Annotated in this window: 15 protein-coding genes; 1 reads left to right on the top strand and 14 read right to left on the bottom strand. The window is 49.7% G+C overall.

The genetic code is table 11. From position 1 onward, the window contains the following. Nucleotides 1–27: 27 nt before the first annotated feature. The 4 genes from Q5L94_RS08115 to Q5L94_RS08100 all read right to left on the bottom strand — a co-directional run bounded on the left by Q5L94_RS08115 (nucleotide 28) and on the right by Q5L94_RS08100 (nucleotide 5,900). Nucleotides 28–2,043 (bottom strand): S9 family peptidase, encoded by a 2,016-nt coding sequence (locus Q5L94_RS08115; RefSeq protein ID WP_317497934.1) that lies wholly within the window; start codon nucleotides 2,041–2,043, stop codon nucleotides 28–30. Between the two features lie 151 nt (nucleotides 2,044–2,194). Further along, complete coding sequence (locus Q5L94_RS08110) at nucleotides 2,195–4,042, bottom strand: DUF1302 domain-containing protein (protein ID WP_317497933.1); 1,848 nt, start codon at nucleotides 4,040–4,042, stop codon at nucleotides 2,195–2,197. Nucleotides 4,043–4,224: 182 nt separating this feature from the next. Beyond that, the gene (locus tag Q5L94_RS08105; RefSeq protein ID WP_317497932.1) at nucleotides 4,225–5,154 is read right to left on the bottom strand and encodes an electron transfer flavoprotein subunit alpha/FixB family protein; all 930 of its coding nucleotides are present in this window, start codon (nucleotides 5,152–5,154) and stop codon (nucleotides 4,225–4,227) included. After that, entirely contained in the window at nucleotides 5,151–5,900 is a 750-nt protein-coding gene (locus Q5L94_RS08100) for an electron transfer flavoprotein subunit beta/FixA family protein (protein WP_317497931.1), read from the bottom strand. Before Q5L94_RS08100 ends, Q5L94_RS08105 begins: the two co-directional genes overlap by 4 nt. Before the next feature lie 124 nt (nucleotides 5,901–6,024). Between Q5L94_RS08100 and Q5L94_RS08095 the strand changes: the two genes are divergently transcribed. Then, complete coding sequence (locus Q5L94_RS08095) at nucleotides 6,025–6,390, top strand: SufE family protein (RefSeq protein ID WP_317497930.1); 366 nt, start codon at nucleotides 6,025–6,027, stop codon at nucleotides 6,388–6,390. 124 nt (nucleotides 6,391–6,514) lie between these two features. On the opposite strand, the gene Q5L94_RS08090 is transcribed toward Q5L94_RS08095, so the two are convergent. The 10 genes from Q5L94_RS08090 to rppH all read right to left on the bottom strand — a co-directional run bounded on the left by Q5L94_RS08090 (nucleotide 6,515) and on the right by rppH (nucleotide 15,993). After that, on the bottom strand, nucleotides 6,515–6,826 hold the full coding sequence (locus Q5L94_RS08090) for a transcriptional regulator (protein ID WP_051018709.1): 312 nt from the start codon (nucleotides 6,824–6,826) through the stop codon (nucleotides 6,515–6,517). Beyond that, nucleotides 6,823–8,169 carry a type II toxin-antitoxin system HipA family toxin gene (locus Q5L94_RS08085; protein ID WP_317497929.1) on the bottom strand — a complete coding sequence of 449 codons (1,347 nt, stop codon included), beginning with the start codon at nucleotides 8,167–8,169 and terminating at the stop codon, nucleotides 6,823–6,825. Before Q5L94_RS08085 ends, Q5L94_RS08090 begins: the two co-directional genes overlap by 4 nt. A 78-nt stretch (nucleotides 8,170–8,247) precedes the next feature. Continuing rightward, on the bottom strand, nucleotides 8,248–9,039 hold the full coding sequence (gene tcdA, locus Q5L94_RS08080; RefSeq protein WP_317497928.1) for a tRNA cyclic N6-threonylcarbamoyladenosine(37) synthase TcdA: 792 nt from the start codon (nucleotides 9,037–9,039) through the stop codon (nucleotides 8,248–8,250). Beyond that, nucleotides 9,032–9,451, bottom strand: coding sequence for a PAS domain-containing protein (locus tag Q5L94_RS08075; protein ID WP_317497927.1), 420 nt, complete (start codon nucleotides 9,449–9,451; stop codon nucleotides 9,032–9,034). Before Q5L94_RS08075 ends, tcdA begins: the two co-directional genes overlap by 8 nt. Beyond that, nucleotides 9,448–10,470 carry a response regulator gene (locus tag Q5L94_RS08070; protein WP_317497926.1) on the bottom strand — a complete coding sequence of 341 codons (1,023 nt, stop codon included), beginning with the start codon at nucleotides 10,468–10,470 and terminating at the stop codon, nucleotides 9,448–9,450. Before Q5L94_RS08070 ends, Q5L94_RS08075 begins: the two co-directional genes overlap by 4 nt. Nucleotides 10,471–10,584: 114 nt before the next feature. After that, on the bottom strand, nucleotides 10,585–11,436 hold the full coding sequence (locus Q5L94_RS08065; protein WP_317497925.1) for a thymidylate synthase: 852 nt from the start codon (nucleotides 11,434–11,436) through the stop codon (nucleotides 10,585–10,587). 150 nt (nucleotides 11,437–11,586) lie between these two features. Next, nucleotides 11,587–12,387, bottom strand: coding sequence for a prolipoprotein diacylglyceryl transferase (gene lgt / locus Q5L94_RS08060; protein ID WP_317497924.1), 801 nt, complete (start codon nucleotides 12,385–12,387; stop codon nucleotides 11,587–11,589). A gap of 23 nt (nucleotides 12,388–12,410) precedes the next feature. Then, nucleotides 12,411–13,202 (bottom strand): sulfite exporter TauE/SafE family protein, encoded by a 792-nt coding sequence (locus tag Q5L94_RS08055; RefSeq protein ID WP_317497923.1) that lies wholly within the window; start codon nucleotides 13,200–13,202, stop codon nucleotides 12,411–12,413. Nucleotides 13,203–13,204: 2 nt separating this feature from the next. Beyond that, nucleotides 13,205–15,475: a phosphoenolpyruvate--protein phosphotransferase gene (gene ptsP, locus Q5L94_RS08050; RefSeq protein WP_317498023.1), complete on the bottom strand. Its 2,271-nt coding sequence runs from the start codon at nucleotides 15,473–15,475 to the stop codon at nucleotides 13,205–13,207. 5 nt (nucleotides 15,476–15,480) lie between these two features. Then, on the bottom strand, nucleotides 15,481–15,993 hold the full coding sequence (rppH, locus tag Q5L94_RS08045) for an RNA pyrophosphohydrolase (protein WP_317497922.1): 513 nt from the start codon (nucleotides 15,991–15,993) through the stop codon (nucleotides 15,481–15,483). Between the last annotated feature and the right edge of the window lie 48 nt (nucleotides 15,994–16,041).

Below are 16,041 nucleotides of genomic sequence, written 5' to 3'. Positions count from 1 at the left end.
GTTCTACGGTGACTTAGTCTACCTGAGTTATTCGTCCCGGTATTTTTCAAACCAATGCAGAATGTAAGCCACTTTGTTCATCAGGTTACTGGGCCGCGCGTAAATACCGTGGCCTGAGTCCTGAATGCGCACCATAGCAGTGTCCACACCTTTCAGTTTCAGTGCCTGATAGTACTGCTCGGTTTCGGACATGGGCGTACGGTAGTCGTTTTCACCGGTCAGCAACATGGTTGGCGTCGTCACATTGCCGACATAGCTGATAGGCGAATACTTCATGTAATGTTCCATATTCTCCCACGGCAGACCAGGGAACCAGTATTGATAGAAAAAGTTGTACATATCGGCAGTGAGCACAAAGCTGTACCAGTTAATAACTGGCTTAGCCACAACCGCAGCTTTAAAGCGGTCGGTATGGCCGACTATCCAGGCAGTTAACACGCCACCACCGCTACCACCGGTAACGTAAAGCTCGTCTTTGTCGATAAAGCCTTTGTCGATAACCGCGTCGACACCGTCCATTAAGTCGTTGTAGTCGTGGCTGGGGTAGTTGTGATGAATTTCATTGGCAAAGTCCGAACCGTAGCTGGTACTGCCGCGCGGATTAGTATAAAGCACCACATAGCCATCTGCTGAAAACAACTGAATTTCAGCCGCAAAGCGAGGACCATAGTTAGTGTGCGGGCCGCCGTGAATTTCCAGCATTAGCGGATAGTCTTTGTCTTTATCGAAACCCGGCGGATAGGCTATCCAGCCCTGCAGGTCGATGCCGTCAACACTCGATTTATAGCGAATTTCTTCTACCTTGGCTAACTGCTTGTGCGCCAGCGCGTCCTCGTTTAACCGGGTGAGTTGCTGCACGTCACCGTCGTCCCAAAGTGCCAGCTCCGCCGGACGCATTGGGTTAGAGATGGTGAACGCTAAACGGTCGCCTTTGGCTACGCTGAAGTCACCACCGCCGTATGGACGGGCGTAAGACAACCCACCCACGCGGTCGGTCAGTTTCGTATGCTCTCCATTTAATGTGGTGCGGGCCAGTTGGCCAATACCGTTGTCGTCGTAGGTAAAGTACACACCCTGGCTGTCGCTGTCCCACTCAAAGCCTGTAACTCCACGGTCTAAGTCTTCAGTTAGCAGTTCGACGTCGGAACCGTCTAAGTCCATTACGTATAAATTAGCCGCCTGAAAGCTCATTTTGGTGTCGTCATAACCGGTAAAAGCAATTTTCTCCCCGTTTGGAGACACTTTTGGCGAACCATCGGGCCCGTCACGCTCCGTCATTGCCGTGATTTTCTTGCTGCTTAGAGTTAAACGATAAATTTCGCTGTTAACCGGCTGGCGAAAAGCGTCGTCACGACGGTTTGCCGAGAAGAAAATATGCTTACTGTCCGGCGACCACGAGAGTTGCCCTCCGTGATTAAATTCTTCGTCTGTTAGCTGACGTGGGGAGCCACCGGTTGCCGGTATCACGTAAATTTGCTGGTGTCCGTCTTTGGCGTAACCACCGCCGTCGTAACGATAATTGCCTTTGTCGATATATTTAGGCGCAGCAGTCCAGTCCGCACCTTCAGGTTTGCCCGGTAAGCTGACCGGTGCAGGCTGTGATTTCGGCGTAAACATGGAAAACGCGATCTGACTGCCATCGGGTGACCAGCTTAAGCCTGACGGTGCTTGCGTTAACTGGGTAACCGCCGCGCTGTCACCGGAGTCGACCCAGTAAATATGAACCTGTGGAGAGCCGGTTTCGGTTGATACGTACGCCAGGCGGTCGCCACTTGGTGACCAGACCGGCTGGCTTTCACTGCCCTGACTGCCGGTTAACGGGCGAATATCACCGTCTGGCAGGCTAGCCCATAAGCGCCCGACTTTGCGGTCGTTATTTATATCCATAGACTGACGGACAAATACCGTCCATTCGCCGCTAGGGTGAATAGTCGGTGATGATGCATATTCCAGCGTAAAGATGTCTTCTAACTGGAGCTTTTCCTGGGCTGCTGCTGTGCCCGAAAGCATCAGCGCCGCCGCTGTTATTATCCATTTTTTCATTGTTGTTCTCCCGGAAAATGTAACCTGCCGTGATGTAGCCTGACATTTATGTCAGGTGAGATATTGTTCCTGACATAAATGTCAGGCTACATAATAAAAAACCGCCTCAGTAGAGACGGTTTTATCGCGATTCACGGTGTGAATCAACGTATTAGAACGCGTATGAGAAGCTAACTGACGCATAATCGCGGTCAGAGAGCGGATCGAGTTCTTCATCAGAATACATGGTGTAACCCAGACTAATCTTATAAGTTGACAGGTAATCAGCCATCAAATTCAAGCCTAATGACTTACGACCTTCAATAAAGTTACTGTTAGTTGAGTAGCCATTTACGTCGTGATTAAACTGAATAGTTGGGTTTAAACCCCAGCCCTGCCAAACGTTTGAATATTCAAACTGGAAGCGAGTGCGGTAACCCCAGGCTGTTGATGTCGCGAAACCTTCGCAATTGCCATTAGCTGCTGGCCCCGCATCTTGTTCCGTTAAACACTTACCATACAATGGAAGACGACCATAACGTTGTTCTTGTAGTCCAGGCATGTCGTGAACGTTGTTCATAGCCACTTCACCCACGAAAGTCATGCGATCAGAGCCCCACAGACGGTCAACGAAACGTACAAAACTGACTTGCGTTTGGCTGACATCTAAACGGTCATAACCATGCGCCAGGCCACCCTCAACTACATTGTTAGGACGGACGCTATCAACTCGACTTGAGAACGTACTCGGTAAATTAGGACGCAAACCTGCCGTCAATATTTCAGTCGTATTGATTTGTACTGGCACTCCATCGCGGTAGCTGTACTCACCCGAAACAGACCACAAACCTAAGTTGGTGCTGAAGCTAAAGCCATACACTTCGGTGTCTTCAGGATATTCGAGTACTAAACGAGGCCCATCAACAGGATAGCCGTTTGGTGTTGACCAGGTGTAATTTGCATCTTGACCATTTTCAGCAGCTTGCTGGAATGGACGCGGATCTACCGTCCAGTCATAAGCAGAAATAATAGGCGTGTTGTTATGCAAGTTAAGGTAATAAACGCCAAATTCAGCACCAAGATCTAACGAGTAGTAACGTAGGTTAGCACCCCACTGACCGCTGTCAGAGGCTTCTAAAACTGGGTTACTACCAATATAAGCGCCAGCTTGTACCGACTCAAAGTCGCTTAAAAAGTTTCCTTCGGTTAGTTCGGGGTTAAGCGTCACCTTGCCACAGCCCGAGCCACCAATAATATCAACGCTGGAGAAATAGGTACCACAGCCATCGAGTTTGGTGTTATCCCACTCGTACTGGTAAAACGCTTCTAAGTTAAGCGAGTTGGTTAGGCCAATACTGGTACTGAACATTCCTACGGGCAGCAAAGCTTCTTTAACTTCAGCGCCCGGACGACGAGCAGCGTTAACATCTAACGGGTTAATGTCGTTGATGCCATTAAAAATAAAAGAGCTTTCACCCCAGCTTAATACCTGACGACCCAAACGAACGTTAGTTGGCATACCACCTAAGTCGAAGTTAGCATAAACAAAAGCATCCAGTAACTCGACGCCTTTGCCCTGCGAGTAATCGTCAAAGATATCGTCGTTTAACTTGGTGTCAGGGTAATAATTATTACCGGCATGGCCATGCGGCATGTTTTCTTCTGAAACCACATAGTCGTACCAATAGTTGAAACGGATAAAGGCACCGTGGTCGCCACCATCAATGCTTAAATCGTGTACGCCTTTAAAGACCGATGACACTAAGTCACCTTTGTCGAAGTTCAGGTTTCCGTCGTCGCCAACACTAGAGCCCGCTGTTCCTCCGGGCATATTGCCGGGGTGGATGAGATGGCTGGCCTGATCTTCCATACGCCACGAAGCGCCATAAGACAGAATAGAATCGAATTTAATTTCATAATCGCCGACTTCAAAGTCAGCTGCCTGGCTTGGTACTGCGAAGCTCAGTGCAATGGCCGTAGCCAGAGGAAGTTTTTTTAGCATAGTTGTTCTTCTTTTCATTGTGAGCCACCTAATCTTTTTAACTTGTTTGGCGGTTATGTCTGAATCATGTCCGATGAGTTAAAAATATGCAAGTATATGAACACGAAAATATAACAAGTTGTTAGAAAAAGTGCGGGGAAATGTCGCTACTGACGGCTAAAACTGCGCGCCAGCAGCGACTTTTAACAGCTAAATAGAAGTTAAATTTTACTGTTTAATTCCGGTAGTACGTCGAATAAATCGGCAACTAATCCGTAGTCTGCTACCTGGAAGATAGGCGCTTCTTCGTCTTTGTTGATAGCAACAATGACTTTAGAGTCTTTCATACCGGCTAAGTGCTGGATAGCACCACTAATGCCAACCGCAATATAAAGCTGCGGCGCAACAATTTTACCGGTTTGACCAACCTGCATGTCGTTGGGTACGAAACCCGCGTCTACTGCGGCACGTGATGCACCGACTGCAGCGCCCAGTTTGTCAGCTACGTCTTCCAGCAGGTGGAAGTTTTCACCATTTTGCATACCGCGGCCACCAGAAATAACGATTTCTGCTGAGGTCAGGTCAGGACGCTCAGACTCTGCCAGTTGTTCTTCAACAAACTCCGATTTGTCGTTGTTAAAGACCGCATCGATGTTTTCAACGTCGCCACTACCGCCTTCTTCTGCGACAGCATCGAACGCCGTTGCACGAACAGTAATGACTTTAATGTTGTCTTCTGACTGCACAGTGGCAATGGCGTTACCGGCATAGATAGGACGCTTAAAGGTATCGTCGCTTTCTACCGAAATAATGTCAGAAACCTGTGCTACGTCTAATAGTGCAGCAACGCGCGGCATGAAGTTTTTGCCGGTGGTTGTGGCCGGCGCCAGAATGTGGCTGTAGTTTTTGCCTAAATCGGCAACCAGTTCGCTGATGTTTTCAGCTAACTGGTGCTCGTAAGCTTCATTGTCGGCCAGCATGACTTTTTTCACGCCGTCGGCTTTTGCTGCGTTCTCAGCAACGGTTGAGCACCCTTTACCGGCAACCAGCACCTCGATGTCGCCACCGATTTTCTGTGCAGCGGCTAACGTTTTCAGGGTTGATGGATCAACCGCGTTATTGTCGTGTTCTGCTACCACTAAGATGCTCATAATACTTTCGCCTCGTTTTTCAGTTTGTCGACCAGCTCATCTACGTCAGCTACTTTCACACCGGCACTACGTTCAGCAGGCGTTTCAACTTTCAGCAGCTTAATAGTGCGCTTAACTTCCACACCCAGCTCGTCCGGATTTGTGGTTTCCAGCGGCTTACGCTTGGCTTTCATAATGTTTGGCAACGACGCGTAACGCGGCTCGTTCAGGCGCAGGTCGGTAGTGACAACCGCTGGCAGATTCAGCTTGATAGTTTGCAAGCCGCCGTCGATTTCACGAGTGACGTTAACAAAACCATCGCCCACTTCCACTTTAGACGCGAAAGTACCTTGTGGCATACCGGTTAGGGCGCCTAGCATCTGGCCAGTCTGGTTGTTGTCTGAATCGATAGACTGTTTGCCCAGAATAACCATGTCCGGGCTTTCTTTCTCTACGACGCCTTTTAAGATTTTGGCGGCAGATAAAGAGTCTGGCATGTCGTCGGTTTCAACCTGAATGGCACGGTCAGCGCCTAATGCTAAGGCGGTGCGAAGCTGTTCCTGCACGGCTTTAGGGCCAATAGAAACAACCACCACTTCGTCTGCAGTGCCCGCTTCTTTCAGGCGTACGGCTTCTTCTACCGCAATTTCACAGAATGGGTTAAGTGCCATTTTGACGTTAGCCAAATCGACATCGGACTGATCTGGTTTAACACGCACCTTGACGTTGTAGTCAATGACGCGCTTAACCGCGACAAGTATCTTCATGTTGCCTTCCTTTTTCTGGAATGTTCTGAATGTTGGTTTTTATTATGTTGCCATTATCCTAGACTGGCGTCGATCTCACAAGTTATGGGAGAATAAAACTCTATTTCCGTAAGGGAGAGTTTACATGGCCAGCTGGGAGCAGCTTTTTCGTCACTTAGTTCAACAAGCCAAAAGTCTACCAGAATATCCGGAGGAATGTCGTGATGACGATCATCTGGTGGGTGGCTGCGAGGCTAAAGTATGGCTGTGGCTGGATACTTCTAACCCGGAAGCGGTAGTGATTCGCTTTGATTCTGAGTCACGCATTGTACGCGGCTTACTGGCGCTGCTACAGCAGCGGCTGGATGGCTGCTCAGTAGCGGAAATAGCGGCCTTTGATATTGACGCCTTTTACCGCGCCGAAGGCCTCGACAACGCGCTCAGCCCTTCGCGCAGCAACGGCCTGTATCAGGTAGCCAAAACCTTGAAGTTGCGGGTTATTGAGGCGTGAGAGAGCGCCGAGGTTATAGTAACTACTGCGAAGGACGCCCGTGAATACATCCCTGTAGGGCTTGGGCAGCGCCATCCTTGGCGCTGCACACCTCCGCAGTAGCTCCCATAACCGTCGGGCGCGCTCACGATACCTTCAATGTACGGCGCTTTAACCGAGCGGATGCCGGAACCAGGCCAACTTTTAGTCCAAAAGGCTTAAACAGTCTATTAATGACATCACTAGAATAATTACCCAAGTCATTTTCCACTTCCGAAACGGTCTTTCGGGAAGTTTTCGTGAGCTCGGCATAGTCGCTTTGATTCATTGCAGTAATTTTTTTTCTAAACTCCTGCAACGCTTGTCCCTGGCTTATTTCACCCTGTAATAGCTGTAGCGCAATGCGCTCAATAAGAGCTTCTCGCTCTTCGCCGCTAAGCCGGTTATTTTTGCTCATAGCAGCCCCCAGCGTTTCAGTTTTTCTGGAATATTTGCCAGTCCGACTTTGGGCATGGTCATAATACTGTCTGGAACGCCCCGCTCTCTTAATCTGCTTTCCAAGCCAATAAGTTGCTCAGCCGTTGTATTCAGGTCATTGAGCAATTGTTCAGGTTTTATTAAGTCAGAAAGCTCCTCGCAGATGGCGCCAAAGTTATATTCACCACCACTTTCCATTGGCTCTCCCCAAACGGTCGATCTTGGCACTCCTTCGGGGTCTGCTCGCATTGGAGCAAAATCATAAATTGGAGTGAGCTTTATGCCGCTTTCATCTCTAAAAAATGCCGTGTTGCGACCGTGATTATCCGAGTTACCAAAAGCGATATTCAATAGATCCCGCCGTACCCATTCGGTTACGAACGCCTCTACATTAAAATAGGCTCCCTGCTCTTTCACCATGTATGAGTTTTCAATTTTGCTGACTAACTCACGTATTACATCGGCATGACGAAGACGTACACCGGGCGCTCGCTTTAATATTGAATAGACAGACTCCATAGCCTTACGAGTAACGACGCCATTAACAGCTTCAACGTCGAAACGAGGAAGCCAAAGTGACGGAAAGTTATCTCCTTCTTCAAGCCTCATCTGTTCGGTTGCTATGGTGCTAACTCCTATTTCCTCGAGCTCGCAATAAAAGTGATATTCCGCGCGCAGGATATCGCAGTCAATTTGCTTTCGTTGACCTCGGGGAAATTTCACCAGATAAAATGTGTCCTGAGTATTGGTTCCGTCTTGAAACGTATCTATCCAAACTTCGTCATTATTATTGCATCGCAGCAACAGTTTTGGCGCTTCCCCGCCCGCCCCGGTGGCTCCCCCGGCGATGGCTCCTCGCTGTTGAGCATATTCTAGAAAGCTCGCGTTTCTTTCTACAACGTCGCTGACAGTAAACTGGGGAGGCTTCATAGCTTCTTTCTGATTTTCGACGGCTTGCTTTATTCTCAAATGTCCAACAGGCGCAATCGCTGCTTTTTCCAGTAATATCAGATTTTGTTCGCCTAGTGGCGAGTTCGATATTTCAAGCTGATCTACCCAAAACCTTCGTGCCGCGCCACTTGGAATAATATCATCAAGAAAGCGAAGCCAACCGGGTTGATCGTCATCATCAAAATAAAGCTGAACTGGATGGTTTAAGGAAACGGCATGGTGGTCATCCTGCTCCAGGTGCTCAATAGCGTAGTCCGTTTTATACTGCACTTGTACGTCGGGTTCATTCTGCCCGGCTCGTTCAGTAAAAGTTAACATGGCTATGTCCTGCCATTGGCTTTGCAGATAAGCCTGTATCGTCAGACTATTCATGAAGCACCTGAAGTTGAGTGATATTACACTCAAAATAGACAAATAAACCTATTTTTGCAACCTATATCACGCAAAAGGTTATTTTTGGGATGTCAACCGCTTCAATAACGTAGTAGTGGCTTGCATGGCAAAACTGCAGGTGACCACCATGGCGGCACCGAAGCCGGAGCTGCAGTCCATGCGCATGGTTCCGGCGCCTGGTTTTTGCAGTGTGACTTCGCCTTCCTGCTCACCGGAAATGATTGGGTAGCGCAGTTGCTCTTCGGAATAGACACAGTCGACGCCCCATTTGCGTTTGGGGTTCTTGGAAAAGCCGTAGTCGCGGCGCAGTTGTGAGCGTACTTTGGCCAGTAACGGGTCTTGTTTGGCTTTGGCTAAATCACCGACACGGATCATGCCGGGGTCTATCTGCCCACCGGCGCCGCCACACACTACTAAGCGTAGCTTGCGGCGTTTGCACCAGGCCACCAGTGCCGCTTTGGTATTAACGCTGTCTATGGCATCGAGCACGGCATCGGCGCCGGTTAAATAGTCTTCAAAGTTTTCCGGCAGCAAGAAGTCATCAATAACCTTTACTTCGCAGTTGGGGTTAATGCTTTTCACCCGCTGTGCCAGTACTTCTGTTTTGAGTTGCCCAATGGTGTCATCGGTAGCCGGCAACTGACGATTAATATTGGTGGTGCAGACATCGTCTAAGTCAATGAGTGTCAGCTTACCAATGCCGGTGCGCGCCAGTGCTTCCACCGCCCAGGAACCTACACCGCCAAGCCCGGCGACCACAATGTGTAACTGCTGAAAATGCGTTAACGACACTTGCCCGTATACACGGCTTACGCCGCCAAAACGCTGATCAGGTACTGCTTCACTCATGGCTGGGTTGTTCACTCACATCGTAGATAATAATGCCCACCTGGTGCACTTCGCCACGCGGGTTCTTAAGCGGAATTAACGTGACGTTTTGATACATCCATTCACTTTGTCCGCTAATTGGCCGGCTGTGACGAAAACGAAACACATAAGGGCGCTGCTGCCAGGTAATAAATACCCGCGAACTTAACTCTCGCACCCGGTCAATTTTACGCTGAAACCAGACCTTTTCGATACCCGGACAGCAACGAAATAAATTTTTATCGCGCACTTCACTCGGACGCAAGCCGCTGTGGTTCTGCATAAACTCGTTCCACATCTGAATGTTGTTGTCGTTATCAATAACCACAATACCGACATCAATAGCGCCCAAAATACTCAGTTTGCTGTGCAGTTCATCCATATCGTCTATCATTCGTCGTCTCCCTGAAGCCAATGAGCCAACTGCTGGTCAAGAATTTTCACCGCGTCGGCAGGGAATAACAGCAGTAAATCGAAGGCCAGTTTGTGTTCCGGCAACTGATAACCAATTTCTATTGCCAGAATTTTCTGCCAGCGATGTTCGCCGTGCTTAATCAATTCCTGCATTGACTGATGTTCGCCTAGGAGCACCGGCTGCGAAGCCGCAAATTCCACATGCAACTGCTGGCCTAAGCCGTTTAAACACGCCGAGGACAAAATGGACGCGACATCCATTAACGACTCGATGCGTTGTTGCTTAATTGAGCCACTCTCGCCAAACTTAGCCCCTAACAGCTTGCCAATATCGTCAATAGAGGCCTCATTGAACAAGGTTAGTGCTTCGCCCAGTATACCGCTGCCGGAAAACCCCTGACTTACCGCCGCGACCTGCTTGTTTGTGTCGATAGACTCTATTGCCATGTGCAGTTCAGACGGAGCAATGAAATTAACGTTAGGCACAGGCAGTTCAATAAAAGTATCCAGCACCCGGGCTAAATGGTCGCCGGCTTGTCCCATAGCAACATTCGATACTTCCCGGTAAACATCCAATGGATTCGCCGGAGCCTGTGATGTTTCATCGGCCAGTTTCAGCTGACCGGCGGCCGGTTGGTACAGACCAAACTGCTGCAACAGAGTTTGTATGTCCTCTGGCTTCATCGGTTTTTTCACAAAAGCCATAGCGCCCAGAGCCTGAACGCGCTTTTGAGCCTCGGGCTGAATGTCGCCGGACACGACAATAACCAGAGTTTCTAATTGCTCTTCTTTTATTGCCTGAAGGGTTTCATAACCGTCTTTTACCGGCATGTTTAAGTCCAGAAACAGTACTTCAGCACGGCCTTCGCGCACGCACGTCAGCGCCTGCTCGCCATGCTCCGCCTGGTGAACCTCAGCATCCCAGTCATCTGGCAGCGTACGCAGTAGCTGCTTACGCGCCATTTTGGAATCATCGCACAGAGTGACTTTTAAGGTCATAGTTCAAGGCTCCCGGCCATTGGTGAATGCTTTTATTCTAGCGCAGGCCACAATCTGACGCGAATGCACCAGTTGTTATATTGCTTCGTGAATTAACCTGACCTTAGCGTCAGGCTACACGGCGAAGGGGTATTTAATGGGTTCGTGGCACTGATAGCCGCTGACGGTGAAATCGTCTTTGCTGACCCAGGTTTCAATGTCTTCCAGAGATTTAATGTCTGGGTTTATGTGAAGCTGCGGCGATGGGAAAGGTTCACGTTTCAACTGAACGTCGCGCATTAACTCTAACTGGTTTTCGTAAATGTGAGCGTTCACTATCTTGTGGTAGGCCTTGCCTGGCTTGTGACCGGTAATTTGTGCCACCAAAGCTAAAAGAACAAAGCACTGAATTTGATTAAAGTTTAGCCCCAAAGGCACGTCGCAGCTGCGTTGGTACGACGTCAGATACAACGTGTCACCTAACAGCGAAAAGTTGTGGGTATGCATGCACGGACGCAAACAACCCAGTTCAAATTCGCCGGGGTTATAGAAGGTCACGATTTCTCCACGGTCATCAATGCCTTTCGACAGGTTATTAATAACCTTTTTCAACTGATCTAAGTGGCTTCCGTCCGGTTTTTGCCATGAGCGCCCCTGCACGCCATAAACACGTCCCATGTCGTCTTCGCCTTTGCGATTCGGGTTATTCAACCATGCCTGGTTTTCGTTGGCATTGGCGTCCCAGGTTTTGCAGCCAACATCACGGAATTGGGCGGCGCTGTCGTAGCCTCGCAAGTACCCTAGAAGTTCAGCAATAGCCGACTTGTAATAGCTTTTCCGAGTGGTAATTAGCGGGAATTGGTTGTTGGCAACATCGTACTCTAAATCAGCGTTTATGACCGTCAGGCAGTTAATGCCTGTACGTTCATTTTTAACCCAGACCCCTTCGTCGACAATGCGTTGGCACAGTTGTAAATATTGTTTCATTTGTTATGCAGAATCACCTTGTGCGTAATGTTTTATATCGTACCTGATGCTGTAGCCTGATGCTATTGCATCAGGTGAGATCTTATTCGTGGAAAGCCATCTGCAGAGACAAGCCTGACATAAATGTCATCAGGCTACGTCCCGCATACATCAGCCCGTAGGTGATTGTTTCTTTGCGCGCATCATCAGAATAATACCCAGAATGATCATTGGCAGGGTCAGCCATTGCCCCATGGACATACCCAGAGACAGCAGGCCTAAGTGCGCATCGGGTTCGCGGAAAAACTCTACTATGAAACGAGCCACGCCGTAACCTAACAGGAACAGTCCACTAACCGCACCAACGCCACGGGGTTTGCGCTGGAACCACAAAATAACGGCAAACAGCAATAAGCCTTCAAGCAAAGCTTCGTAAAGCTGCGATGGATGCCGCGGCACTGGCCCACCACTGGGGAAGTAAATAGCCCACGGCACTTCTGCCGCACGCCCCCAAAGCTCGCCGTTAATAAAGTTACCAATGCGTCCAAAAAATAGTCCCATAGGCACCAACGGCGCAACAAAGTCGCCTACCTGCAAAAACGAGCGCTGTTTTTTGCGGGCATACAGGTACATAGCCGCAATAACACCCAGCAAGCCACCGTGGAAGGACATACCGCCTTCGTGAATATAAAACAGGTACAACGGGTTATTGATAAAGTAGTCAAAGTGATAGAACAAGGTATAACCAATACGGCCACCCAAAATAACGCCAATAAAGCCCCAGAACATCAAGTCGCTGAACTCTTCCTTGCTCCAGTTGGGGTCTGTTTTGGTCTGACGCATACCCCAAAAATAAGCGAAGGCAAAAGCCGCTATGTAGGCAAGGCCATACCAGCGAATGTCCAAAGGTCCCCAAATATGAAAAAGAACAGGATCAATGGCGGGAAATTGCCAATAGTCATTAGACGGCACTGCTTGTACTCCCTGCTTTATGGTTAATTAAAAATAAGTTGTATGGCGACCAGAATTAAAAACGCCGCAAAAACGCGCTGTAACTGTTTCACTGGTAATTTGTGCGCCAGTTTAGCACCCAGCGGAGCGAATAACACCGACGCAACGGAAATGCCCACCCAGGCGGGCACGTGAATTAAACCTAAAGCGCCGGTTTCCCTACCCGACAACCAGCCATTTAAAATAAACATCACTACCGAGCTGCAACCGATAACAAAGCTGCCGAGCGAGGAAATAGCAATAGCCTGGCGTACCGGCAACCGCATGCGACTTAAAAATGGTACAGTCAGCGCTCCGCCGCCAATACCAACCAGACCAGAAATAGTACCAATAATGTAACTGCCCAGCGCCACTAACCGTTTGGACACCGATGTTAATGGCTCACCGGTTTTCTGCGGCAACGCCATACGAAACGCGAGTGCTATTAGCACCACGGAGAAAATGATTTTTAACCAGTCAGGGTCAACGACAGTCACCAAAAAAGCGCCCGTCATTGCACCAACAGACAAGCCCGGCAACACTCGAATGAGCCAGAACTTTTCCATCAAACCATGTTTCGCGTGCGCGCGCGAAGCACTCGCGGTTGTCATACAAATGGTGGCCAGGCTGGTGGCGATAGCGCTGGGCACAACCAACTCCGGCGGCACGCCAATAATAGGCAGTAAATAAATGAGCAGCGGCACAATAACCAGACCGCCACCAATACCCAACAGGCCGGCCAGTAGACCTGCCACTGCCCCGCCGCTGATACACCAAATCCAGGTGGTGAGTAACATGCTTATTTCCCTGCTCTGACAAAACCACCGAGTCCGATGCTTTCCAGCTTCTCGGCAATCATTTTGCGAATTTGACCGGGGTTACGTGCCTGCAATGCCTTAGCCAGCATTACGTTCAGCGTGCTGGAGCGAACATTACGCAGTATCCAGCGCACCCGGTCGACGTTGTAGCTGTTCATGCTGAGCTGTCGATACCCCATGGCAACCAATAATAGAGCACCGCCCGGGTCACCAGCCAACTCGCCACAGACACTAACGGGTTTACCAATTTCTTCACAGCGCCGGGCAATTTCATCCAGACTGGCTAATACTGCTGGGTGATAGGCGTCGTAAAGGCTCGCAACCCGGCGGTTATTTCTGTCCACCGCCAGTAAATACTGCGTGAGATCGTTACTGCCAACCGAGAAAAAGTCGACTTTATTCGCCATAGCCGATAACTGATAAATGGCGGCAGGTACTTCAATCATAACCCCCAGCTGCGGCTGAAACAGGTTAACACCCACTTCGCAGCCTTGCTCTTCGGCCACCTCAAAATACGCTTGTTTAATAAGCCGAGACGCTTCGTCTACCTCGCTGGTACTGGTTATCATCGGTAGTAAAATACGTAAATTGCTCTTGCCAATACTGGCCCGCAGCATCGCACGAATTTGAACGAGAAAAATCTCGGGATGGTCCAGCGTTAAACGTATGCCGCGCCAGCCTAAGAATGGGTTATCTTCTTTTAGCGGAAAGTACGGCAGTGGTTTATCACCACCCACGTCCAGGGTCCGCATAACGACTGGCTGATCAGGGAATTGCTCCAGCACCTCCTGATACATTTCGGTTTGTTCGTCTTCGGTGGGCAGCTGGTCGCGCATCATAAATGGAATTTCAGAGCGGTACAGGCCCACGCCGTCTATGTTCAGCGTTTTCAGATAGTCGTGCGTAACGTCCAGCCCGAGATTCAGATGCAGACTGACGCGCTGACCGTCTTGCGTTTCTGCCGGCAAATGACTGTGCTCAGTAACAATGTCGCGCAGCTCTTGTTCTTCTTCGGCTAACTGATGAAACTGAGTTAATACCTGCGGTGGCGGATCAACATAAATCTCACCAGTGTAACCATCCACAGCCAGCAACCGGTCCGAGAAGAAATGCAGTTCAATGTCGTCGACACCCAGTACCGCCGGAATGTTCATGCTGCGCGCCATAATGGCGGCATGCGAGTTACTGGAGCCGTTTAAAGAAATAATACCGGCAATTTGTTCGTGTGGCAGCTCAGCCAACATTGAAGCAGTGACTTCGTCGGCGATAAGAATAAAATTGTCTGGCAACGGCTTGCGTTTGCGCTGACGGTTTTGTAAGTGCAAGAGCACCCGTTGGCCTATGTCACGCACATCGGTGGCGCGTTCCTGCAAATAAGAGTCTTCCAGGGCCTCGAACTGAGCAACAAACTGCTCGACCACATATTTCAACGCGGTCTGGACAGCCCACCCCTCTCGTATCGTATTTTCTACAGCATCCCCCATGCTGGCCGCGTCCAGCATGCCCTGATACACATCAAATATGGCCAACGTGTCGTCAGGAACCTGACCTGCCATACGTCTGGACAGTTCTTTTAAGTCGGCACGGGTACGTGCAACTGCCTGACGGAACTTGCGAATTTCGTGAATGGGTTTGTCAGAGCGCCGCGGAGTCACCTCATCTATACGCGCCTCTGGTCGAGACACATAAGCCTCTCCCACGGCCACACCCGGCGAGCCAGGCAGACCTCTTAAGCTGTGTATCCAAGGTGAGTGCTCACTGACCAGTAAGCCTTTAGCATCGGCATGCGCTATAACTGCCGCCAGCTGCGCTGCCAGGGTGACAATAAAAGCTTCTTCTTCACGACTAAAACTGCGCGCCACACTTTGATGCACCACCACAATGCCCAACACTTTACGGCGGTGAATAATAGGTGCGGCTAATAAGCCCTTGTAAATATTCTCGTTGGTGTCGCTGAGTTTTTTGTTGGCGGGGTGCGTACTGGCATCGGCAATATTTAACGGCTCTTCACGTTGTGCCGCTAAACTGATAATGCCTTCGCCGAAATCTACCCGAACGGGTTGACCGTCCTCGGAGCGGAGACCGTCGCTGGCCGCCATCACAAACTGACGCAGGTCGTTGTCCGCTAAAAACACACTGCAACTGTCGGTTTCCAAGGCTTCGCGCACCTGACCCACCATGGTACTTAACGCCATGTTGAAATCGGGCGCTTTATTAACGCCCTGGACTATCCTTTGCAAGGTAACCAACATCATTTTTACCGTTTACGCCTGTGCTGACGCCCTCCCGAAACTCGAAATGGCATCGCCTGCGTGGCAAACTCTTTCATCACCCGACGGTAAACGTCGCGCTTGAAGGATACGACCTGCCGTACCGGGTACCAATAACTGACCCAGCGCCAGCCATCAAATTCAGGGTGACCTGAATGTAATACATCTACGTCTTCTTCACGACATTTAAGCCGTAACAAAAACCACTTTTGCTTTTGTCCAACACACATGGGCCGTTGTTCACGTCGAATTAAGCGCTTTGGCAAGCGATAACGCAACCATTGACGGCTGGTGTACAGAATTTCAACCTGCTCTGGCTTTAACCCGACCTCTTCGTAGAGTTCGCGGTACATTGCCTGTTCAGGGGTCTCGCCTTCGTGAATTCCTCCTTGCGGAAACTGCCAGCTCTGCTGGTTAATTCGACGAGCCCAAAATACCTGCCCATGCCCGTTACAGATGACGATTCCTACGTTTGCCCGGAACCCTTCTGCATCTATCACGCGAGCATCCTCAATTATTCTCTGTTACAGTGGATTCTTCCATAAAGC

Origin of the sequence: Idiomarina sp. Sol25 (genome assembly GCF_033052775.1) — a bacterium.
Taxonomy (GTDB): Bacteria; Pseudomonadota; Gammaproteobacteria; order Enterobacterales; family Alteromonadaceae; genus Idiomarina.
The sequence above is the reverse complement of the archived record's forward strand: the minus strand, read 5'-3'. Positions and strand labels throughout refer to the sequence as shown.

Bases quoted from the DNA above. Each gene is read 5' to 3' on its own strand.
- Q5L94_RS08115 (WP_317497934.1), bottom strand. From the start codon at position 2,043: ATGAAAAAATGGATAATAACAGCGGCGGCGCTGATGCTTTCGGGCACA.
- Q5L94_RS08110 (WP_317497933.1), bottom strand. From the start codon at position 4,042: ATGAAAAGAAGAACAACTATGCTAAAAAAACTTCCTCTGGCTACGGCC.
- Q5L94_RS08105 (WP_317497932.1), bottom strand. From the start codon at position 5,154: ATGAGCATCTTAGTGGTAGCAGAACACGACAATAACGCGGTTGATCCA.
- Q5L94_RS08100 (WP_317497931.1), bottom strand. From the start codon at position 5,900: ATGAAGATACTTGTCGCGGTTAAGCGCGTCATTGACTACAACGTCAAG.
- Q5L94_RS08095 (WP_317497930.1), top strand. From the start codon at position 6,025: ATGGCCAGCTGGGAGCAGCTTTTTCGTCACTTAGTTCAACAAGCCAAA.
- Q5L94_RS08090 (WP_051018709.1), bottom strand. From the start codon at position 6,826: ATGAGCAAAAATAACCGGCTTAGCGGCGAAGAGCGAGAAGCTCTTATT.
- Q5L94_RS08085 (WP_317497929.1), bottom strand. From the start codon at position 8,169: ATGAATAGTCTGACGATACAGGCTTATCTGCAAAGCCAATGGCAGGAC.
- tcdA (WP_317497928.1), bottom strand. From the start codon at position 9,039: ATGAGTGAAGCAGTACCTGATCAGCGTTTTGGCGGCGTAAGCCGTGTA.
- Q5L94_RS08075 (WP_317497927.1), bottom strand. From the start codon at position 9,451: ATGATAGACGATATGGATGAACTGCACAGCAAACTGAGTATTTTGGGC.
- Q5L94_RS08070 (WP_317497926.1), bottom strand. From the start codon at position 10,470: ATGACCTTAAAAGTCACTCTGTGCGATGATTCCAAAATGGCGCGTAAG.
- Q5L94_RS08065 (WP_317497925.1), bottom strand. From the start codon at position 11,436: ATGAAACAATATTTACAACTGTGCCAACGCATTGTCGACGAAGGGGTC.
- Q5L94_RS08055 (WP_317497923.1), bottom strand. From the start codon at position 13,202: ATGTTACTCACCACCTGGATTTGGTGTATCAGCGGCGGGGCAGTGGCA.
- ptsP (WP_317498023.1), bottom strand. From the start codon at position 15,475: ATGTTGGTTACCTTGCAAAGGATAGTCCAGGGCGTTAATAAAGCGCCC.